We start from the raw sequence: 20,404 nt of genomic DNA on the forward strand, positions 1-20,404 counted from the left end.
CTGAGCGGGCGGCATCCTTTCCCGTACGCCGTCCGGCCGGGTCACTGCGGTTCGGCGTACCAGCGGCGGCTCAGCCACGGCTCCACCGCGAGCACGCCGGCCGCCGCCAGCAGAGCGCAGGCCCTGGTCACCGGGTCGGAGGCGGTCCACGCGGCGGCGGCGCCGGCGGCGACGGTCAGCCACGGGCGGACGAGCGTGAACGGGCCGAGCCCGAGAAGGATGAGGAACGTCGCGGGCGCCCGGGGCAGCAGCGCGTAACCGCCGATCGACAGCAGGACGACGATCGCGTAAGGGCCGAGGATCCACAGCATGACCGTGCCCGCGCGCGTGAGGTCGGCGTACCGCTCGGACGGGTGCGGCGCGCCGCCCAGCGCGGCGCCGAGCACCACGGCCAGGCCGCCGAGCAGCGCCGCACCGGCGGCCAGCCCACGCCGCATGGCGACGAGGTAGTAGCGGCGTTTGCCGATGCGGCCGTTGCGCCCGGTCGCCGCCCGGTATCCGGCCAGGGCGGCGTCGATCAGCGCGATCGACGCCAGCGCGGCCGGCACGGCGATCGGCGTACTCACCACGGCCGGGGCACCGGCCGGCTCTCGGCGACCAGATGACGCGCGGACGCGCCGAGCGCCTCCCGCAGGGCCGGGAGGTCCCGTGCGGGGACGCCGAGCACGGGCCGGGTCGACGCGGAGAACGGGTTGCTGTGACGCGTCGGCCGGTAGAGCACCGGCACCAGGCCGGGCGCGGAGCCGGCCGCGGCCATCAGTTCGTGGTCGGCGTGGGCGCGGCGGGCCGACGCGACCCCGTCGTGGCGGCCCAGCGGCTCCCGCATCCGCGCCCGGTGGAAGATCCACGCGCCGAGCGGGGCCAGCCGGGTGGCGGCGATGTCGAAGTGGCAGTACGCCCGTGCACCGGCGCCGTCCTGCGCGCGGAAGAACGCGCCGAGATCCGCGCCGCGCAGATGATGCAGCAGACCGTTCGAGATGTAGATCGGGGCGTCCCGGGGCAGGGCGAACGCGTCGCCGTGCACGAACCGGCACGGCAGTCCTTCGGCGTCGGCCAGCCGGTTCGCCTCGTCGACCAGTGCGGCGTTGAAGTCGACGCCGCACAGTTCCACGTCGCCGAGCACGCCGGTCGCCGCCAGCCAGCGGATGACATATCCGATGCCGCAGCCGACGTCGACGACCCGCGGCCGCTCACCGCGACGCGACACCGCGGCCAGCAGCGCCGCCAGCAACCGCGCCAGCTGCTCGGCGATACGCAACTCCTCGTTGAGCCGCTGAAGTTCGGTGTGGGTACGCACCAGCAGCCGCTCCACCGCCGGCCCGTCGAGCACGCCGTCGCGATGCGGCAGGGACGCCGCGATCCGGGCCCCGCGCCGGTCACCGGCCGCCCGCAGCGCCTGGACCACCTCGTCGCGACGGACCGGCAGCCGGGCCCCGGTAGCCGTGTCATGGCGAATGATCAGGTCGGAGATCTCCATGATCGGCACCCGGTCACGATAGACGCGGTCCGCCGGGTGCTGTCCCGACGACGGGCTCCGGCGTAGGGTGGTGGCGCGCCGCGGTGAACCCGCGCGCGGTGCCCGCCCGGACACCGGTGACCTTCGTCTTTTCGAGGAGTGACCGGTTGACCTCGGGCTCTTTTCTTGCGGTTCTCCGGCAGCCCGGCGCGCGCCGCCCGGCCGCCGGCGCGGTGCTCGCCTCCCTCCCGATCGGCATGCTCGGTCTCGCGGTGCTGTTGCTGGTGCAGCGCTCGCAGGGCCGGTTCGCGTCGGCCGGCCTGGCCGTCGGCCTGCTCGGCGCGGGGACCGCGGTCGGCATGATGGTTCAGGGCCGGCTGATCGACCGGTTCGGGCAGACGCCGGTTCTGCTGACCGCGGCCGGCGCGCAACTGCTGGGGATGAGCGGCCTGGTGCTCGCCGGCCGAGCCGGTGCGGGCGCGGCCGTGCCGGTGTGCGCCTTCCTGACCGGCGCCTGCGAGCCGCAGGTGAACGCCAGTCTCCGCGCCTTGTGGCCCACGCTGCTGCCCTCGCGGCTGCTTCCCGCGGCGATGACCCTGTCGTCGCTGCTGTTCGAGGTGCCGCTGCTGCTCGGCCCTCTGCTGGTGACGGCGATGCTGCTGGTCACCGGGCCGGCCGCGGTGATCGTGCTGTGCGCCGCACTGTTCGCGGCCGGGACGGCGACGATCGCGACCAGCCGCGCGGCGCGGGCCTGGCGCGGGGAGGCCCGTCGCAACGATCTGATCGGCGCGCTGGCCGGCCCGGGGGTACGGACCCTCCTGCTGGTCGCGGCCGGCCACGGGCTGATCATCGGGGTCGTCCAGGTGTCGGCCGCGGCGCGCTTCACGGCGGACGCGGGCCTGCTCTACGCGGCCCTGTCGGCGGGCAGCGTCCTGGGGGCCGTGGTCGGCGGAACCCGGTTGCAGAGCGGCCGTCCGGCCTGGTGGCTGGCCGGGCTGACGGTCGTCGCCGCGGCCGCCCTCGCGGCCTCCGTGCCGGCCGCGACGCCGCTGGCGTTCGCCGGCTGCCTCTTCGTGCTCGGAACCTGTCTCGGCCCGGCCGGTGTGCTCGGATTCGCCCTGGCCGGGCGCCTCGCTCCGCCCGGTCACACGGTCGAGGCGTTCACGATGGTCACCGCGGCCGGGCTGAGCGCCATCGCGGTCGGAGCCGCCGCGGCGGGCGCCGCCGCCGACCGGTTCGGGTCGACCGGTGCTCTGGCGGCGGCCACCGCAAGCGCCGTGCTCCTCGCGCTCCTGCTGGCGGCGCGCCGCCGGTCGCTCGAGGTTCATGACGGCCCGTCATGATCACCGACCTGGTCGCCGGCTCCCTCACCGACATGACGCTCCTGAGCGCCGGGGAAGCCGCCGGCCCCGAGCTAGCGGCGGATGGCTCGCCCGGCCGGGCCGTCGTTGCGGCTCAGGTGGTCGACGATGTCGGCGTGCGGGTCGGGCAGGTGGCGGCCGCGCAGCGCGTGCAGGCCCAGGCCGGCCGCGACCAGGGCGAGGCCGACCAGCGTCTCCCACCAGGAGATGAAGAACAGCTGGGCGGCCGCCGCCACCAGGCCGAGCGCCGGCAGCACCGGCCCGCCCGGCAGCCGGATCCCGCCGGCCGGCCGGCCGCCGTGCGGAGCAAGGCCGCCGCCGGAGCCGTGCTGAGCGGACAAAGCGCCGAGCTGCGCAGACGAAACGCCGGCCGGCCGGCCGCGCTGCTGGGCCCGGAAAGCGGCCGCGTTCACCAGCACCATCGCGGCGATCGCGGCCACGTTGCCGAGGGCGACGATTGTCTGGATGTCGCCGGTCAGCAGCAGGATCACCGAGATGGCCGCGCCGCTGAGGACGCTCACCGCCGGGTGGCCGTGCCACAGCCGCCCGGCCGCCGTCGGGACCATGCGGTCGGCCGCCAGCCGCACCATGATCTCGGACGAGCCCAGCGTGTTGGCGTTGGCCGCCGACAGCGTCGAGATCAGGGCGCCGACCGGGATCAGGATGCCGCCCCAGCGCCCGATCAGATGCTGGGCCGCGGTGCCCACGCTCGCCTCGTCGTAGGACGAGATGCCGCCGGCCAGCAGGGCGATCACCACGCCGGCGTAGATCAGGGCGACCACGCCCATGCTGATCAGAATGGCGAGCGGGATCGTGCGCTGGGGCCGGTCGACGTCGCCGGCCAGGTTGGTGACGACGTTGAAGCCGAGGTAGGCGACGAACAGCAGGCTGCTCGTGGTCAGGATCGCCGTGGTTCCGTGCGGGGTGAACGGCGTGAAGTGGGCGCGGTCGACGTGCACCAGGGCGAACACGATCAGCAGTGCGAGGATGGCCACCTTCACGGCGACCAGCGCGGTCTCGGCCCGGCCGATCAGCGAGGCCGGGCCCAGGTTCAAACCCGCGATGGTCACGGCCGCCGCGATGGCGACGGCTTGCGGGGGTACGCCGTGAGCGAAGAAGTCGTGCAGGTAGCTCCCGAACGCGTTGAGCACGAAGGCGACCCCGATGACGCCGCCGAGCCAGAACGCCCACGACGTCAGGAAGCCGAACCGCGTTCCGAGCGCGACACCGACATAGGCGTAACCGGATCCGCCGGGCGGGGCCAGCGCCGCGACCACGGCGAACGACAGCGCCGACAGCAGCACGAGCACCCCGGCGAGCAGGAACGACAGGATCGCGGCCGGTCCGGCCCGCTCAACGGCCAGGCCGGAGAGCACGAACACGCCGGCGCCGACCATCGTGCCGACCGCGAAGGCGACACAGGCGAGCAGGCCGATCTTCTTTTCCGGGGCGGTCACCCGTCGATTATGGAAAGCCGCGACGCCCGGCGCGACGCCTGTTCGACCGGGTCGGCGACCGGCGCGGCGGCCAGCAGCCGCCGGGTGTACGGATCTTCGGGTGCGAGCAGCACCGAGGACGGCGGCCCCTCCTCGACGATCCGGCCCTGGTGCATCACCGCGACCCGATCGGCCAGCCGCCCGACCACGGCCAGGTCGTGGCTGATGAACAGGCAGCCGAAGCCGAACCGCTCCTGCAACGACTCCAGCAGGTCGAGGATCCGGGCCTGCACCGACACGTCGAGCGCGCTGGTCGGTTCGTCGGCGATCAGCAGGGCCGGGTTCAGCACGAGGGCGCGCGCGATCGCGACCCGCTGCCGTTGTCCGCCCGACATCTCGTACGGGTAGCGGTCCCGCAATTCCGGGCCCAGCCGGACCGCCTCGAGCAGTTCGTCGACCCGGGCCCGCTGGGCGGCGGCGTCGAGGTCGCGGTGGACCACGAGCGGCTCGGCGATGCTGTCGGCGACGGTCCGGCGCGGGTTGAGCGACGACGCCGGGTCCTGGAAGACGATCCCGATGTCGGCCCGCAGGTCGCGCAGTCCTCGCCGCGACACCTTGCCCAGATCGGTCCCGTCGACCAGCACCGTTCCGCGGGCGACCGGCACCAGCCCGGCCAGCGCCCGCCCGGCGGTCGACTTGCCCGACCCCGATTCGCCGACCAGCCCGAGCACCCGCCCGCGCTGGATCTCCAGCGTGACGCCGTCGAGTGCCCGCACGTGGCGCCGCCCGCCGTATTCGACGACGACGTCCCGCAGCGAGGCGACCGGCTCGGAAACAGACGACGACGAGCCGGGGCGGATCGACGGCACGGCGCTGAGCAGCTCCCGGGTGTACTCGTGGGCCGGGGCGGCGAACAGCGACGAGACCGGCGCCTCCTCGACGATCGACCCGCGCCGCAGCACGACCGCCGAGTCGGCCAGGTCGGCGACCACCCCCATGTCGTGGGTGATCAGCAGGATCGCCATGCCGAGCCGGTCCCGCAGGTCGCGCAGCAGGTCGAGGATGCCGGCCTGCACGGTCACGTCGAGGGCGGTCGTCGGCTCGTCGGCGATCAGCAGCACCGGGTCACAGCTGATCGCCATCGCGATCATCGCCCGCTGCAGTTGGCCGCCCGAGAGTTCGTGCGGATACGAGCGGGCGATCCGGTCCACGTCGGTCAGTCCGACCGTCGCGAGTAACTCGCGCACGCGGGCGCGTACGGAGGACCGGGAGAGCGCCCGATGGGCGCGGATCGCCTCCTCGATCTGGTTTCCGACGGTGAAGACCGGGTTCCAGGCCGTCATCGGTTCCTGGAAGATCGTGCCGATCCGGTCGCCGCGGAGCGCGCGGAGCCGGTCCGGTGGCGCGCCGAGCAGCTCTTCGCCCTCGAGTTCGATGCTGCCGGTGACGGTCGCGGTGCCCGGTAGCAGCCCGAGCACGGCCATCGCGGTGACGCTCTTGCCCGAGCCGGATTCGCCGACCAGCGCCAGCACCTGCCCGCGGCGCAACTCGAAGGTCACGCCGCGGGTGGCCACCACATCGCCGAAGGCGATGCCCAGGTTGGAGACGGCAAGAAGGCTCACTGCTTCAGCGACACCTTCAGATAGTTCGGGTACGCCGGGAAGGCCGCCACGAAGAAGTTCTGCACGTCCGAGCCGTGCAGGAACGAGTTCTTGGTGTAGATCAGCGGCACCACCGGCGCGTCCTGCATGATCCGCTTGTCGGCCTGGGCCCAGAGCGCCTGCGCCTGGGCCGGGTCGACCTGGGCCGTGGCCTGGTCGATCAGCCGGTCGACCTCGGGCTGCGAGTAGCGCGAGATGTTGTAGCCGCCGCCCCCGATCTCCTTGGTGGCGAACAGCGGCTCGATGTTGCCGTTCGCGCTCGGGAAGTCCGGCTGCCAGCTGCTGACCGTCAGGTCGTAGTCGGACTTGTCGCTGGTCACGTCGGTGACATAGGTGTCCTGGTCGAGCGGCTTGATCGTCGTCGCGATGCCGGCCCGCAGCAGCCCCTGCTGGATCGCCTGGGCCTGCCCGAGGTTGACCTGGTCGTTCTGTGAGAGCAGCACGAGCTTCGGCAGCGTCGTCCCGGCCAGCAGCTGCCTGGCCTTGGCCGGGTCGCCCGCCGGGTCGGCCGGGTAGAGGTCGTACGGGGTCCGCCCGGCGATGCCCGGCGTGATCAGGGTGGTGGCCAGGTCGCCACCGGTCGGGCCGCCGGCCGCGATCTGGAACGCGTGCTTGTCCACGGCGTACTCGATCGCCTGCCGGACCTTCAGGTCCTTGAGCGCGGGCCGCTGGGTGTTGATCGCGAGGTACTGCAGAGCGCCGGCGTCGGAGGTGACGAGCCGCGACTTGGCGGCCGGGTTCTGCTGGATCTGGGCCAGCTGGGCGGGCGGGACGAAGCCGGCGCCGAACGCGTCCCGGTCGGCGCCCGAGTCGGCGATCAGGCGCTGGGCGGCGACCGTGGTGTCCTGGCCCAGCTGGAAGACGATCTTGTCAGGGCCGCCGGTGCGCGCCTGGTCGGTCGACGCGTCCCAGTGCGGGTTGCGGGTCAGCGTGACCGCGGTCCCCTCCTGGTAGGTCTCGATCTGGTAAGGCCCGGACGCGACCGGCTTCTGGTCGTACGTCTTCAGGTCGTCCTTCGCCTTCGGCACCGGGCTGAACGCGGGCATCGAGGTGATCCACGGCCAGTCGCCGTACGCCGACTTCAGCTTGAAGGTGATCGTCTTGGCGTCCGGGGTCTCGATCGAGGCGAGGTCACCGCCGGTGTAGGGCCCCTTGTACGCGTCCCCGCCGATCAGCAGGCCCTTGTGGTAGCCGAGACCGCCCGAGAGCTCGGGGGCGAACGAGCGTTCCACGCCGTACTTGATGTCGGCCGAGGTGATCGGCGTGCCGTCGGCGAAGGTCAGGCCGTCCTTGAGCGTGTAAGTCCAGGTCTTGCCTCCGTCGGTGGTCTTGCCGGTGTCGGTGGCCAGGTCGGGCACCACCTGGGCGGTCTTGCCCGGCTCGACGTCCCACGCGGTGAGCCGGCGCAGCACCAGGCCGAGCGACGTGATGGCCAGGCTCTGGCTCTTCGCCGGGTCGAAGTGCATGACGGTCTGCGCGTTGAGGATGGTCAGCGTGCCGCCTTTGGCGGTGCCCGTGCTTTTGTCCGTCGTCGTGCTCGGATTGGCATCGCAGGCGGCCAGGCTCAGCAAAGCGGCCACCGCGATAATGCTCCGTCTCATAGGGACCTCTTCCTTTACCGCACCACTCGCGGGTCGAGCAGGCTGTAGACCATGTCCACGACGAAATTCGCGAAGATCACCAGCACGGCCGAGAACAGCGTCACGCCGACGATCAGCGGCAGGTCGCTGCTGCTCACCGCGTCGAGCAGCAGCGCGCCGAGGCCCTGCATGCTGAACACCCGCTCACTGATCACCGCGCCGCCGAGCAGCGTGCCGAGGTCGAGCCCGAACACGGTGATCACCGGGATGAGCACGTTGCGCAGGCCGTGCCGGCCGATCACCCGCCGCTCGCGCAGGCCCTTGGCCCGGGCGGTACGGATGTAGTCCTCGTCGAGCACCTCGAGCATCTGCCCGCGGGTCAGCCGGGCGTAGACCGCCGCCGACAGCAGCGCGAGCACGCACCAGGGCAGAATCAGATGCCACGCCCAGTCGACCGGGCTCTGGGTGAGCGGCACATATCCGCCGACCGGCACCACGTTGAGCGTGAAGCCGAAGAGCAGGATGCCGAGCAGGCCGATCAGGTAGGCGGGCGACGAGACGCCGATCGTGGCGAACACCATCGCCGCCCGGTCGGCCAGTGTCCCCCGCCGCACCGCCGCGACCACCCCGGCGCCGACCCCGAGCAGGAGCCAGAGCACCGCCGCGCCGATCGCGATCGAGAAGGTGACCGGGGCCCGCTCGACGATCAGCGAGGTGACACTCGCGTTGAGCCGGAACGAGTAGCCGAAGCAGGGCGCGGCGCAGTCGACCGCGGCCGCCCCGCTGCCGAAGTGCCGCCCGGCGACGATGCCGCCGAGGAAGTCGAGATATTGCGTCGCCCAGGGCTTGTCGTAGCCCATGAACGCGCTGGCTTCCGCCAGCCGCTGCGGGGTGCAGGGCCGGCCGCACGACAGTTGCGCCGGGTTCGACGGCAGCAGATAGAAGATCGCGTACGTGATGACGCTGATCACCAGCAGCGTGCCCACCATGCCGAGCAGGCGCAGGACGACGTAGCGGAAGGTTCTCATCGGCGCGTCCGGGGGTCCAGGGCGTCGCGGAGGCCGTCGCCGAAGAGGTTGAAGGCGAACGTCACCAGGAACAGCGCGGCGCCCGGGAAGACGAGGAACATCGGGTCGGTCTGGACCCACGAGACGGCTTCGCCGATCGTCCGGCCCCAGGCCGGGGTCGGCGGCGGTACGCCCACGCCGAGGAACGACAGCGCGGCCTCGGCACCGATCATCCCGGGGACGGTGATGGTCGCGTAGACGATGATCGTCGACCACAGGTTGGGCAGATATTGCCGGCGCAGCTGATGTCCGGGGCCGGCGCCGAGCGCGGCCGAGGCGACCACGAACGTGCGGCGTTTCAGGGCCAGGGTCTGCCCTCGCACCACCCGGGCGATCGACGGCCAGCCGAACAGGCCGATGACCAGGATGACCAGCAGCTGTTTGGGGAACCCGGCCGGCGCGACCGCCCCGATCGCGATCACGAAGACCAGCCAGGGGAAGCCGAACAGGACGTCGATGATCCGGCTCATCACCTGGTCGTACCAGCCGCCGAAGTAGCCGGCGGTCAGCCCGGCGAGCACCCCGATCAGCACGGCCAGGATCGTCGCGGCGAACCCGACCAGCAGCGAGGTGCGGGCGCCGTGCACGACGACGGCGAACAGGTCGCGCCCGGTGACCGGCTCGACCCCGAACCAGTGCCCGCCGCCGATGCCACCGCCGAATCCGCGCGGCAGCCCCGAGTCGTCGAGCGCGCTCGTGTCGTACGTGTAGGGGTCGTGGCCCTCGATCGCCGAGAGCAGCGGGGCGATCAGCGCGATCAGGATGAACAGGAGCACGATCGTGGCGCCGGCCACGGCCCAGCGGTCCGCGAGCAGCCGGCGCAGAGGATGCCGCGCGGGCGTGAGCGCCACGGCGCGGGTTTCATCGACGACCATTGTTCCTCTTCTACCACGATTCCGGCACGGTGAAGCCGCCGGCGATCAATGGCGACGACGCTAGGTCGGATTCAGAACGATAGGAAGAGACCCGGAACACATATAGGGTCAGTAGGCTTTGCGACCTTGATCACGCGCGGTGGGCGAGCACGAGCGAGGTCACGATCCGCATCGGCACCACCCCGCCCCGCGCATCAATGACCTCGCGCAGCGCGGCAAGTAGCCCCCGCCGATTCTCCGGAGTGCGCCGGCGGAACGGCGACAGCGTCCGCAGATGGTCGAGGAAAACGCCGGTCGTCTCCGCCCGATCCTCGAACTCCTCCCAGACCGTGAGATCGGTCATGCCCGGCGTGACCTCCAACTCGGGCACCGCCCACGACGGCAGCGGCGCCCGCGCCCCGGTCGCCGGCGGAAACCGGCGATATGCCTCGGTGATCCGCGCCGCCAGGACCGCGACCTCGCCGAAGACGGTGCTCACCAGCCCGCCTTGGCGATGACCTCGCGGGCGGCGTCGCCGACCGGGCGGTCATGGGTGCTGACCTCGAAATCACGGATGCGGTCGAGGTCGGTGCGGGAGCCGAACAGGTCGAGGAAGTAGCGCAGGCGGTCACGCCAGAACTCGTTGGGCTCCCGGGCGGTCACCCGCTCCTCGAGGACCGGGCGGGGCGCGGTCAGCTCGCAGACCAGAAAACGGTCGCACGGGACGGCCGCCCGGAAGGCGACCAGCTCGGCCTCGTCGGCGATCACGCTGGGGACGATCAGCCGCAGGCCGGGGACGGCGGCGTAGTGGGGCCAGATCGCCCCGAGGTTGCGCAGCGCGAAGTCGCGCCCCGGCGACGGGAAGATCAGGCTGATCTCGTCGAGGTCGATCACGGCGTGCGCCTTGCCCTCGACCCGCAGCAGCTCGGCGATCACCCCGGCCAGCGTCGACTTGCCCGAGCCGGGCGAGCCGTGCAACACGAGGACCTCGCTCATGCGGCGGAAGTCAAAACGGTTGCGCCCAGCGCCACGAGGCCCTCGCTCCCCCAAGCGTCAATGGCTTGCCAGCCCGGTTGGACCACGTTAGCCCCATTTACGGGTGAGGCGAAAGCGAGTACTGGGTCCAGATCGAGCCGTGGCCGCCGACCTGCACGTCGACCGTTCGCAGCTTGACCGGCGCCTCGGACAGGCCCAGGGGCGGACCGTCGAACATGGACGGGGTGCCGAAGCCGCCGACCACCGCCGGCACGGTGATCACGTGCAGTTCGTCGACCAGGCCGGCCCGCAGCAGCGCGCCGTTGAGCCCGCCGCCGGCCTCCGAGACGACGCAGGTGGCGCCCAGTTCGGAGCCGAACTTCTCGATCATCGCCGGGAGGCCGGACGCCGACAGGTACGGGATGCCGGACGACCGCAGGAAGCCCAGGTAGCCCGAGGGCGTGGCCGGGTTGACGACGACGAGCAGGCGGGTGGTGTCGTCGCCCTTGAAGGACCATTCCATCCGTCCCCGGCCGTCGACCACGGCGAACCACCGCGGGCTGCCCACCGCCGGCAGGAAGTCGCCGGGTGGCACGTTCACCGGCGCCAGCGGGAGCGGAGGGGCGGAATCGGGAACGAACGTGCCGCTCCCCTCCAGCACCACGGTCGGATGCGACGCCTCGATGACGGAGGTTCCCCGCGCCAGCAACTCGGGCACGTCCGGCGGCCAGGCCGATTCCCACAGGAGTCTGGCCGACGGATCGAGCAGACGCGACGTCCGGTTGAGAGCCACCCGGCCGTCCACGGTGGCGATGACGGAGACGATCACACGAGGGCGAATCACCGGTGCAGTGTAAGGATCAGATCGACGACCAACGCGGTCCACCCGGTCTGATGCCATGCCCCCAGCCCGGCTCCGTTGTCCCCGTGGAAATACTCCGGGAAGACGATGAGGTCCTTCCAGTCCGGGTGGGTCTGCAGCGTCTCGTTGGCGCCGTAGATCGGCCGGTGGCCCCACGAATCCGGGATGAACAGCGAGATCAGCCGCCGGGACAGGTCGTCGGCCACCTCGCTCAGGCGCACCTTGTGCTGCGACCCGGTCGGGTATTCGACCCGCAGGTCGTCGCCGAAGAACGCCGCGAATTCGCGCAGCGCCTCGACCAGCAGATAGTTGACCGGCATCCAGACCGGCCCGCGCCAGTTCGAATTGCCGCCGAACAGCCCGCTCGTGCTTTCCGCCGGCTCGTAGCCGACCGTGAAGTCGGATCCGCCGAGCGACACCGTGAACGGCTTCTCCAGGTGCGCCCGGGAAAGCGACCGCAACCCGTGCGGCGAAAGGAACTCCTCCGGGTCGAGCATGCGGGCCAGAATGCGCAGCAGCTGGTCCTGCCCGACCATCGACAGCAGGCGTTGCTGCTGACCCTCGGCGGACAGGCGGCGGGCGCTGATGACATCGGCGTACTCCCCCTGCGCGGTGCGCAGCCAGCGCAGGCGGGCGCTCAGGTCGGGAAGCCGGTGCAGGGTCGCGGAGGTCAGCCGGGTGGTTGCCGCAAGCGGCAGCAAACCGACGATGGAACGGGTTTTCAGCGGCAGGTGATGGCCGTCCGGCAATTTGAGTACGTCGTAGAAGAAGCAGTCCTCGTCGTCCCAGAGGCCTTGCCGGTACGCGGCCTCGGCGATGTACGCGAAATGCTCGAAGAACTTCGTGGCCATGTCCTCGTAGGTGCGGTCGTGCAACGCGAGCCGAATGGCCATGTCGAGCAGGTTGAGCGCGTACATCGCCATCCAGCCGGTGCCGTCGGACTGTTCGAGCACCCCGGCCACCGGCAGGGCCGCCGACCGGTCGAACGGGCCCACGTTGTCGAGGCCGAGGAAGCCACCCTCGAACACGTTGTTGCCGCCGACGTCTTTCCGGTTGACCCACCACGTGAAGTTGAGCAGCAGTTTGTGCATGACCCGGGCGAGGAAGTCGTGGTCGCGCCCGCCGTCGATCTCGAACACCCGCAGCGCCGCCCACGCGTGCACGGGCGGATTGACGTCGCCGAACGCCCATTCGTAGGCCGGGATCTGCCCGTTGGGGTGCATGTACCACTCGCGCAGCAGCAACAGCAGCTGCGACTTGGCGAACCCGGGGTCGACGCGGGCGATCGAGACACAGTGGAAGGCCAGGTCCCACGCGGCGTACCAGGGGTATTCCCACGCGTCGGGCATGCTGATGACGTCGAAGCTGTTCATGTGCCACCAGGCGTTGTTGCGCCCGTAGCGCCGGCCGGGCGGGGGCGGCGCCGAGCCCGGGTCGCCGGTCAGCCACTGCTTGACGTCGAAGTGGTAGAACTGCTTGCCCCACATGAGGCCGGCGATGCCGGCCCGGGCGACCGCCGCCTCCTCGGCCGAGGCGCCGCCGGGGATCAGGTCGTCGAAGAACTGGTCGGCCTCGCCGAGCCGTTCCCGCATCACGCCGGCCCAGCCCGGGCCGAGGTCGAGCGGGCCGGGACCGTTGTCGGCCTGCACCAGGCGCAGCCGCAGCGTGCGGGTCTCGCCCGGCTTGAGGGTCAGCTCGTAGTGCAGGGATCCCTTGGTGCCGGTGCCGTCCGGGTTGACCGTCGGGGCGCCGTCGACCAGGTGGTCGTTGATGCCGTCCTTCGGGTACATGCTGGTGCCGGGCAGGCCCCACAGCCGCTGCGAGTTGGTCTCGTTGTCGCACATCAACGCCGGCACCGCGGTGTCCGCCTCGAGCACGAGGTGGCCGAGCGAGCGGTGCTGGGCGTCGAGCCGGCCGGGCGTGCCCGCCATCGTCGGCACCGGCCGGTTGGTCAGGCCCCACGACCAGGTGTTGCGGAACCAGAGCGTCGGCAGCACGTGCAGCGTCGCCGCCTCCGGCCCGCGGTTGGACACGGTGACCGCGATGCACACGTCGCGCGGCGTCGCCTTGGCGTAGTCGACGGTCACCGCCCAGAAGCGGTCCTCGTCGAAGACCCCGGTGTCGAGCAGCTCATATTCCGCTTCCTCGCGGGACCGCTGCCCGTTGACCCGCACCAGGTCGTCGTAGGGGTAGGCGGCCTGCGGGTAGTGGTAGCGCCAGCGCATCCACGAGTGGGTGGGCGTCGAGTCCTGATACCACCAGTATTCCTTGGCGTCCTCGCCGTGGTTGCCGCCGTCGCCGCCGAGCCCGAACATCCGCTCCTTGACGATCGGGTCGCGGCCGTTCCAGAGGGCGAGCGCGAAGCAGAAGGTCTGCCGGTCATCACAGAGGCCGGCCATGCCGTCCTCGTTCCAGCGGTACGCCCGGGAGCGCGCATGATCGTGCGGAAAGTAGTCCCAGGCCGTGCCGTGTTCACTGTAGTCCTCACGGACGGTGCCCCAGGCGCGTTCCGAGAGATAGGGACCCCACGCCCGCCACGGCTGCTCTCCGGAGTCGGCTTGCGCCAGGCGTACCCGCTCCGCCACGCCGTGTTCCACCCCCATAACTCGATCATCGGCTCCCGTACGGCGACACTGAGATTGTCCCTTCCCGGTGTTACCGGCGTAGACACCGACTGATTCTGCCCGACAACCGGAGGTCATCTGATGGCTACCGTGCGCCGCCTGGCGTTCGGCCCCCAGGTGTGCGGGCGCCTCGACGAGGGGTCGGCGCGCGAGTGGCTCGTGCCGGACGGCTGCGGCGGCTATGCCATGGGCACCGCCGGTGGCCTGCGCACCCGCCGCTACCACGGGCTGCTCGTCGTGGCCGGGGAGAACGGCCGCCACCTCGGGCCGGCCTCGCTCGACCCGATCCTGACCCTACCGTCGGGTGTGTCGGTGCGCCTCGGCACGCACGAATGGGCGGACGGGACGATCGCCCCGCGCGGGCACGAACTGCTCGCCGGGTTCGAACTGGTCGACGGCCTGCCCCGCTGGCGCTGGCGGGTCGGCGACGTCGTGGTCGAGCGGGAACTGGCCATGGCGCACGGCCGCCCGGCGGTCGCGATTGTGCACAGACTGCTGACCGGCGGCCCGGTCAGTCTCGCGTTGGACACGCTCTGCACATGGAGGGACGTACACGGAGAGCGAGGCGCCTCCGGGCCGCCACCGACCGTCAGCGAGGCGTCGGGCGGTTGTGTGGTGGCGGACGCGTACCGTCTCCGCGGCCCCGGCTTCCGCCGGGCCGGAAGCTGGTGGCGGGGTGTTCATTACCGGGCCGAGGCGGCGCGCGGCCTGAACCCGCAGGAGGACCTCTGGCACGCGGGCCGCTTCCACGCCGAATTGCGGCAGCCCGGGGCGACGGCCGAGGTCACGGCGTGGGCGTCGGACCTCGACTCGGCGCCGCCCCCCGCCTCCGAGATCATCCAGGCGGCCCGCTCCCGCAACCGCGCGATCGTCGCCGCCGCCCGCCCGGCCGACGACGCGCAGGCCACGCTCGCGCTCGCCGCCGACGCGACCCTGTGGTTCCTGCACGCGGTGGGCCGCCACGTCGCGGTCACCGACGACACCGACCTGGCCGCCTCGCTGCTACCGGCGCTCCGCGACGTGGTCGACCACCACCTCGCCGGCACCCGCTACGGCATCGGCGCCGACCCGGCCGACGGCCTGCTCCGCCAGGGCGCCCCCGGCGAGGCCCTGACCTGGATGGACGCCCGCGTCGACGGCGTGCCGGTCACCGCCCGGGCCGGCAAACCGGTCGAGATCAACGCCCTCTGGGTCAACGGGCTGGCCATGGTCATCAAGCTGGCCTGGCAGGTCCGGGTGGGCGCGGCCGTGCGGGAACAGCGCGACCTCGACCACCGGGCGCCGCCGCCCGCGCCCACCCGGCCGCCCTGGCCTCGTTCGCCCGCCGCTTCCCGGCCCTGGCCGGCGGCCTCCCCGACGTGGTCGACGGCCCGTCCGGCGACGACCCGACCCTGCGGCCCAATCAGTTGCTGGCGTGGTCGCTGCCGTACGCCCCGCTGCGCCCCTCACCCGGCGAGCTGCAGACCATCGGCGCCGCCCTGATGACCCCGATGGGCCTGCGCAGCCAGGCCCCCGGCACACCCGGCTACCACGGCGTCCACCGCGGCGACCCGGCCGCCCGCGACACCGCCTACCACACCGGCACGGTCTGGCCCTGGCTGATCGGCCCGTTCGTCGCATCCTGGCACCGCCTGGGCGTCTCCGCCGACCAGACCCTCTCCGACGCCGACGACCACCTGGGCGAATACGGCCTCGGCTCGGTTTCGGAAACCGCCGACGGCGACGCCCCGCACGAGGCCACCGGCTGCCCCTTCCAGGCCTGGTCGGTCGCCGAAACCCTGCGCGCCCGCCGCCTCTGACCAGCGCCGGACCTGCGATCAGCGGTGTTTGACGGAATAGGTGCTGGGCGAACTCCGGTTGCCGGCCACGACCGCTACAACGACGTATCGATCGCGCTTGCTGCCCGGAGGTCGCGATCGGGCGACCCAGGCGCACTCGCTCAGGTGACGGACACCGCGTGGGTGCGGCGTCAGGTCGAGCACCAGAAGGACACCGAGGATGGCGCCGGAACCCGCGTAGTCCGCCGCCTGAGTCAGATATGACCTCTCCAACGCCTCGGCCGAAGCGTCCCGCAGCTCGCGCTTGACCTCCACGAAGAAGGCAGTTGTGCCCGCTCCGACCTTGACGTCCGCGCGACCGGTGGCCACGGACGGCACCTCGACGTCGATCCGGCCGGCGAAGGGTCCCCGCCGTAGCCAGTCGACATAGTCGTCCTGGAACACTCTCTCGTGCGGTGGCGACTTCATAGGTCGCAGATAGTCGACGCCCGCTGAGCTCTTCGCGTCGTGCCGAGCGGCGACAAAGGCGATCGTCTCACCGCACAACGCATCGAACTGCCGCCGGACGACGCCGCGGTAGTCCGGGCAGGGCTGAAGGCCCGAGGACAGCCGCTCGAGCAATCGCGCGGTGACCGGGTCGCGCATGGCCGCCTGGCGAACCGTCCCGTTGTAGGCCACGCCCTCGACCAGCCGCAGATGGTCGTCGTCGAGGTGGGCGGCCAGGTCCGCCGCGTCGGCCGGGCCGAGTTCGGCGAGCAGGCTCGGAGCGAGCGCAACCAGGCGTCCCAGTTCGTTTCGGTCGTCCAGTTCCGGCCGAGTGCCGTCCGATCGGCCATCCCGTCCCACAAGCTGATCCAGGCGATAGCGAAGCGCCCGTAGCTGCGCGGCCCGGGCCGGCAGTTCGGTGGCCTGGGCGAGCTCATCGGTAAGCCGCCGGATCTGCGCCAGAAGAATCTCGCGGTTCACCAACGAGTCTTCGATCACCGGCTGGACGACCCGGGCAAACCCGGCCGAGTTCAGCTCTCCGGCCACCGGGATCACACTCCGATTCAACACGTACGCGTCGAGAACAGCCTCCAACGCGGGCCACGCGTTCAACCAGACGTGCTCAGCCCCCGCCCGATGGGCCTTCTCCAGGATCGCTGTCAGCCGGCCCCAGGCGGAGAATGCCGCCATGCGTGGACGTCGCCACGCCGGGAGGTGAGTGCCTTCGAGCCAGGCCATCCGGCCGGCCAGTCCTTCGCTCAGCCGACGCTCGGCGACCACGAGCGCCCGCCCGTCGACCCGCGCGAATGCCATGATCACGTCGATTCCCGCCCCGTAGAGCGCAGCGTCGTGGCGCACCTCCTCGGCCGCCTCGGCAAGGCCGAACCATCGGCGAGCCTCGCCGAGCAGACGGAGTGCCGCCGGGCGGGAATCGCCCGCAGCCCGCCGCAGGGCGTCCATGCCTTGCTCGAACGAGGCATCCGCCGCGGTGGCCGGCATCTCCGCGAGCGCGCTCAAGGTCGCGCGAAGAGTTCCTGCAATCGCCGGTTGGCCGCCCCATGCGTCCAGGGCTGCTCCAATCAGCCTCGGGAGCCGCTCGAGATAGTCCGCGGCCAGCCGGTCCGGATCCTCCGGCGTCAACATGACCGACGTACGCGCCGGGCTTGTCGCTCCGGCAAGCGCGAGCCGCAGTGCTCCCTCGGCGAAAGCGGACGCGACGAGAGGCCGGTCGGCGAGCGCGGCGTCATGGGCGGCGAGAAGTGCCCGGGCCAAACGCGTACCGTGAAGCCGGGCGAACTCCGCCGACTCCAGGAGCTCGTCGGTGGCGTCGAGGGTCGCCAGTAGGGCACGTTGCCGTGTCAGCCCTTCCACGACGGCCTCGACGTCCGCTTCGGCCACGACCCCGTTCTGCCGGAGTTCGCGAACCAGTGAGCGGCACAGCAGCGGCGCGAGGGGTCCACTGGCGGACGTCGCCAACGCCGCACCACGGTCACCGATGAGCCGGGAGGCCAGTTCGCCCAGCGCGGGAACGCCGTCCTCCAGGCCACTGGCAAGAAGGCGGTCGAGGGGCCCGGCGGTCACCACAGCGGCTGGCCACGGCCCGGCGGTGCGACAACCGTGGCTTGCGTCAACGTACGTCGCACAAGCTCCTCGTCCGCGGTGGTGACCAGGATCTGCAAAGCCGGCGTCTCGGCGCACAGCCGTTCAAGGGCGAGTAGCAACGCCGCCGCGTCGCCGTCCTGCACCTCCTCCGAGCGCGGGCTGTCGATCAGCAGTAGGCCGGGATGCGTGGCGATGCCGTGACGGTGGCCGATCCGCAGCAGGGCGACCACCACCGCGATGCGCAGCCGGAGCCGCTCCCCCGGCGATTGGGTGGTGAACCACTCGCGGGGCCCTCCGGTCTTGTAGATCTGGAGCCGACCGGCCCGATCGGCGACGACCCGATCGAGATTGCGGAATCCGAAGCTCCGCGCGAGGACCGCAATGTTCTCATTCATTTCGTCGAAGAGCCCGTCACCGGCAGCGACCTGGTCGTCAGTCAACACCTCCACGGCCGCGTCCAGGACCACGCGGGTGTCACTCCGGGCGGCCCTCTCGCCAGCGGGTACCAGATCAAAAGCGGCGAGAGCTCCGTCGACGCGGGCCAGGCGATAGGTAAGCTCCCGCCGCTGCCGCTCCGACTCCCCCGACCGAACGGCAGCGAGTGCCCGCTCGGCGTCGGCCAGTGCTCGCCGTCGTTCATCGGCGGCTGAGGCCGCTTCGTCCCGGTGCTTCCGGGCAAGCTGCTCCGCCGCTTGTGCCGCCGACAACCGCCACCTCGCCTCCTCCTCGATCGCCTGATCATGCGAATCGCTTCGGATGGTTGGGCTTGCGCACACCGCACAGATCGCCCATGCACGTTCGGCGGCCCGCCGCTCGGGGCCGATCGGTGCTTCACATCGCGGGCAGACCTGCGGGTCGAGCGCGTGGAACAGCTCTCGGGCGGCGAGATGCTCCCGGAGGTCGTTGAGCACCCGCTCGTCGGACCGTCGCTGAGCGCGGAACAACTCGTAGGTCTCCCGGGCCTGCCACGAGTCTGCCTCGGCCCGTACGGCGGCATCGGTCAGCTCGCCGACAATGGTGACCAGCGCAGTAGCCTCAATCTGCTCCGGCAACGCAGCCAGCGCGGCCCGGGCCTCGGCGAGTTCCCGCTGGGCAGCTCCGCGCTGGTCGTCGAGCATGTGGCGCACGCGCGCCGCGTCCGACGCCGCGGCCCTCTCCGCTTCCACATGTTGATCGCGGGCAGCCTTCACCCGGGTGAGCAACGCGGCGCTCGGCAGGTCGAGGAAAACCTGCAGCAACCGACCGGCCAGGCCGCCGACGACAGTGTCTCCGAGGAGCGCCGGTTCCCCACCGGACGGAAGGTAGATCGCCCCGAAATAGGCGGCCCAACCGTACGTGTTGGTGCCGGACGCCGAACGGCGGGAGCGCGACTCCAGGCGCTGAAGACCGAGCAACTCCATCATTAGGCTCTCGACCATGGTGGCGAACTCGTCCTGGCCGGCGCCCCGGGCGATCTCCACGATGCCGCGCCCGGGATCGGCCGACTGAGCCGAGTCGAGCTGAGCTGGATCGGCAGCCGAGAGCACGACGCCGGTAATGAGCTCGCCGCCCCGGATAGCCAGACGGAAACCGAGGGCATGGCCCGCGACCACCGCATCGCATTCGAGCCGGCTGAGCCAGTTCCGGACGACGCCCTGTAGGTTGCTGCGCGGAGAACCTCGCAGGCACCAGGTCAGCAGCTCAAACACGCTGGTCTTGCCACGGAGATTGTCAGCTGCCAGCACGGTCAGCCCCGTGCCGAAACGGATCTCACTGTCGAACGAGCCCCGCGGCTCGACCGAGCGGTCGCCGGCCATCCGCAAGCGCAGCAGCCGGATCGGGCGGGGGATGTCGCTCGACACGGCCGGGGCGAATCCGTGGTCGGCAAAGACCCGCTCCACGACCGACACCGCGGTGCCGGCCTGGATCGCGACGCGGCCGATGAAGTCCTCGTGGTTCATTTCGCCGGTACCTCCTGTGACGAGGGTCCGGACAGGTGACGTTGGAGCCGGTCTCGCACTCGCGGGGCGATGCTGCGGATCTCTTTGCCGATCCGGGTGTCCCGATATTCTTCCTGCCGGTACTGCCGGTCCTTGAGATGAGTGCCCGGCCGCCCCTCAGCCAGCCCGGCGGCCAACCGGGTACGTTCCACGAAGTAACGGAAGACCGGGAAGTCCGTAGTTATCCGGTCTGCGGTGTCGCGACCAGCCCGGGTCAGGTAGTAGTCGTGTTGCCGCACCCGCCCGGCGGAGCCACGCTTGCGACGAATCACGAGGCCGGCGCTCCGCAGAACCGCCACCGCGTCGTCCAATGGCTCGTACGCACCGAAGAGGTACCGGATCATCGGATAGCGGCGTACCTGGGGTTCGTCCGAGGCCAGGATGGCTTCCGCCTGCCGGAGCCGGTAGTCGCCGGCTCCGTGCTCGTACTCGGTGAGCAGCTCGTCGGCCAAGTAGTCTGGGTTGCGCACCCAGAAGTCCAGTTTCTGGAGCCGGACCTGGCTTTGCACGACGGCGACCGCATCGGCCAGGGCCGGATCATGCAAAGGAGGTTCACGCAAGGACTCGGCGGCCGCGGAAATGATCAACAAGATGCGAACCGCGTCCTGGGCACGGCTCGGCGGTTCATTTCCCTCGATTCCCACCGCGGACACGGGCAAATTCTAGGAATTCAGTGACCGGAG

17 protein-coding genes are annotated in these 20,404 nt (G+C 71.3%); 3 read left to right on the top strand and 14 right to left on the bottom strand.

The window, feature by feature from the left end; all coding sequences use genetic code 11:
• Positions 1-41: 41 nt before the first annotated feature.
• Both AB0M88_RS03270 and AB0M88_RS03275 read right to left on the bottom strand, forming a co-directional pair.
• A complete protein-coding gene (locus tag AB0M88_RS03270) occupies positions 42-566 on the bottom strand; it encodes an oxidoreductase (protein WP_364094631.1) in 525 nt (174 codons plus the stop codon).
• Positions 563-1,477, bottom strand: a complete 915-nt coding sequence (locus AB0M88_RS03275; protein WP_364094908.1) for a class I SAM-dependent methyltransferase — start codon at positions 1,475-1,477, stop codon at positions 563-565. Before AB0M88_RS03275 ends, AB0M88_RS03270 begins: the two co-directional genes overlap by 4 nt.
• Before the next feature lie 146 nt (positions 1,478-1,623).
• Here AB0M88_RS03275 and AB0M88_RS03280 point away from each other — a divergent pair, with 146 nt between their 5' ends.
• Positions 1,624-2,799 carry a hypothetical protein gene (locus AB0M88_RS03280; RefSeq protein WP_364094634.1) on the top strand — a complete coding sequence of 392 codons (1,176 nt, stop codon included), beginning with the start codon at positions 1,624-1,626 and terminating at the stop codon, positions 2,797-2,799.
• A gap of 71 nt (positions 2,800-2,870) precedes the next feature.
• On the opposite strand, the gene AB0M88_RS03285 is transcribed toward AB0M88_RS03280, so the two are convergent.
• The 9 genes from AB0M88_RS03285 to AB0M88_RS03325 all read right to left on the bottom strand — a co-directional run bounded on the left by AB0M88_RS03285 (position 2,871) and on the right by AB0M88_RS03325 (position 13,855).
• The gene (locus tag AB0M88_RS03285; protein WP_364094636.1) at positions 2,871-4,274 is read right to left on the bottom strand and encodes an APC family permease; all 1,404 of its coding nucleotides are present in this window, start codon (positions 4,272-4,274) and stop codon (positions 2,871-2,873) included.
• Positions 4,271-5,875, bottom strand: a complete 1,605-nt coding sequence (locus AB0M88_RS03290) for an ABC transporter ATP-binding protein (protein ID WP_364094639.1) — start codon at positions 5,873-5,875, stop codon at positions 4,271-4,273. Before AB0M88_RS03290 ends, AB0M88_RS03285 begins: the two co-directional genes overlap by 4 nt.
• Positions 5,872-7,515, bottom strand: coding sequence for an ABC transporter substrate-binding protein (locus tag AB0M88_RS03295; protein WP_364094642.1), 1,644 nt, complete (start codon positions 7,513-7,515; stop codon positions 5,872-5,874). Before AB0M88_RS03295 ends, AB0M88_RS03290 begins: the two co-directional genes overlap by 4 nt.
• A gap of 14 nt (positions 7,516-7,529) precedes the next feature.
• Positions 7,530-8,522, bottom strand: a complete 993-nt coding sequence (locus AB0M88_RS03300; protein ID WP_364094645.1) for an ABC transporter permease — start codon at positions 8,520-8,522, stop codon at positions 7,530-7,532.
• A complete protein-coding gene (locus AB0M88_RS03305; RefSeq protein ID WP_364094648.1) occupies positions 8,519-9,436 on the bottom strand; it encodes an ABC transporter permease in 918 nt (305 codons plus the stop codon). The genes AB0M88_RS03300 and AB0M88_RS03305 overlap by 4 nt, the downstream gene beginning before the upstream one ends.
• A 130-nt stretch (positions 9,437-9,566) precedes the next feature.
• Entirely contained in the window at positions 9,567-9,914 is a 348-nt protein-coding gene (locus AB0M88_RS03310) for a hypothetical protein (RefSeq protein ID WP_364094650.1), read from the bottom strand.
• The gene (locus tag AB0M88_RS03315) at positions 9,911-10,411 is read right to left on the bottom strand and encodes a hypothetical protein (RefSeq protein WP_364094652.1); all 501 of its coding nucleotides are present in this window, start codon (positions 10,409-10,411) and stop codon (positions 9,911-9,913) included. The genes AB0M88_RS03310 and AB0M88_RS03315 overlap by 4 nt, the downstream gene beginning before the upstream one ends.
• A gap of 97 nt (positions 10,412-10,508) precedes the next feature.
• Complete coding sequence (locus AB0M88_RS03320; protein WP_364094653.1) at positions 10,509-11,234, bottom strand: dihydrofolate reductase family protein; 726 nt, start codon at positions 11,232-11,234, stop codon at positions 10,509-10,511.
• On the bottom strand, positions 11,231-13,855 hold the full coding sequence (locus AB0M88_RS03325; RefSeq protein ID WP_364094656.1) for a glucosidase: 2,625 nt from the start codon (positions 13,853-13,855) through the stop codon (positions 11,231-11,233). The genes AB0M88_RS03320 and AB0M88_RS03325 overlap by 4 nt, the downstream gene beginning before the upstream one ends.
• 102 nt (positions 13,856-13,957) lie before the next feature.
• On the opposite strand from AB0M88_RS03325, the gene AB0M88_RS03330 reads away from it, so the two are divergent.
• Both AB0M88_RS03330 and AB0M88_RS03335 read left to right on the top strand, forming a co-directional pair.
• Positions 13,958-15,358, top strand: coding sequence for a glycogen debranching enzyme N-terminal domain-containing protein (locus AB0M88_RS03330; RefSeq protein ID WP_364094659.1), 1,401 nt, complete (start codon positions 13,958-13,960; stop codon positions 15,356-15,358).
• The gene (locus AB0M88_RS03335) at positions 15,268-15,675 is read left to right on the top strand and encodes an amylo-alpha-1,6-glucosidase (RefSeq protein ID WP_364094911.1); all 408 of its coding nucleotides are present in this window, start codon (positions 15,268-15,270) and stop codon (positions 15,673-15,675) included. Before AB0M88_RS03330 ends, AB0M88_RS03335 begins: the two co-directional genes overlap by 91 nt.
• Before the next feature lie 18 nt (positions 15,676-15,693).
• Here AB0M88_RS03335 and AB0M88_RS03340 read toward each other — a convergent pair whose 3' ends face one another.
• The 3 genes from AB0M88_RS03340 to AB0M88_RS03350 are packed head-to-tail and all read right to left on the bottom strand — an operon-like array spanning position 15,694 to position 20,374.
• Positions 15,694-17,724, bottom strand: coding sequence for a hypothetical protein (locus tag AB0M88_RS03340; protein ID WP_364094662.1), 2,031 nt, complete (start codon positions 17,722-17,724; stop codon positions 15,694-15,696).
• Positions 17,718-19,682 carry an ATP-binding protein gene (locus AB0M88_RS03345; protein WP_364094665.1) on the bottom strand — a complete coding sequence of 655 codons (1,965 nt, stop codon included), beginning with the start codon at positions 19,680-19,682 and terminating at the stop codon, positions 17,718-17,720. Before AB0M88_RS03345 ends, AB0M88_RS03340 begins: the two co-directional genes overlap by 7 nt.
• Positions 19,679-20,374: a hypothetical protein gene (locus AB0M88_RS03350; protein WP_364094668.1), complete on the bottom strand. Its 696-nt coding sequence runs from the start codon at positions 20,372-20,374 to the stop codon at positions 19,679-19,681. Before AB0M88_RS03350 ends, AB0M88_RS03345 begins: the two co-directional genes overlap by 4 nt.
• Positions 20,375-20,404: the final 30 nt, after the last annotated feature.

Source organism: Actinoplanes sp. NPDC051411, from assembly GCF_040682075.1.
GTDB lineage: Bacteria > Actinomycetota > Actinomycetes > Mycobacteriales > Micromonosporaceae > Actinoplanes.

What these genes read in the sequence shown, in the direction of transcription:
- AB0M88_RS03275 (WP_364094908.1), bottom strand. Translation starts at nt 1,477, where the DNA reads ATGGAGATCTCCGACCTGATCATTCGCCATGACACGGCTACCGGGGCC.
- AB0M88_RS03295 (WP_364094642.1), bottom strand. Translation starts at nt 7,515, where the DNA reads ATGAGACGGAGCATTATCGCGGTGGCCGCTTTGCTGAGCCTGGCCGCC.
- AB0M88_RS03300 (WP_364094645.1), bottom strand. Translation starts at nt 8,522, where the DNA reads ATGAGAACCTTCCGCTACGTCGTCCTGCGCCTGCTCGGCATGGTGGGC.
- AB0M88_RS03305 (WP_364094648.1), bottom strand. Translation starts at nt 9,436, where the DNA reads ATGGTCGTCGATGAAACCCGCGCCGTGGCGCTCACGCCCGCGCGGCAT.
- AB0M88_RS03315 (WP_364094652.1), bottom strand. Translation starts at nt 10,411, where the DNA reads ATGAGCGAGGTCCTCGTGTTGCACGGCTCGCCCGGCTCGGGCAAGTCG.
- AB0M88_RS03325 (WP_364094656.1), bottom strand. Translation starts at nt 13,855, where the DNA reads ATGGGGGTGGAACACGGCGTGGCGGAGCGGGTACGCCTGGCGCAAGCC.
- AB0M88_RS03330 (WP_364094659.1), top strand. Translation starts at nt 13,958, where the DNA reads ATGGCTACCGTGCGCCGCCTGGCGTTCGGCCCCCAGGTGTGCGGGCGC.
- AB0M88_RS03345 (WP_364094665.1), bottom strand. Translation starts at nt 19,682, where the DNA reads ATGAACCACGAGGACTTCATCGGCCGCGTCGCGATCCAGGCCGGCACC.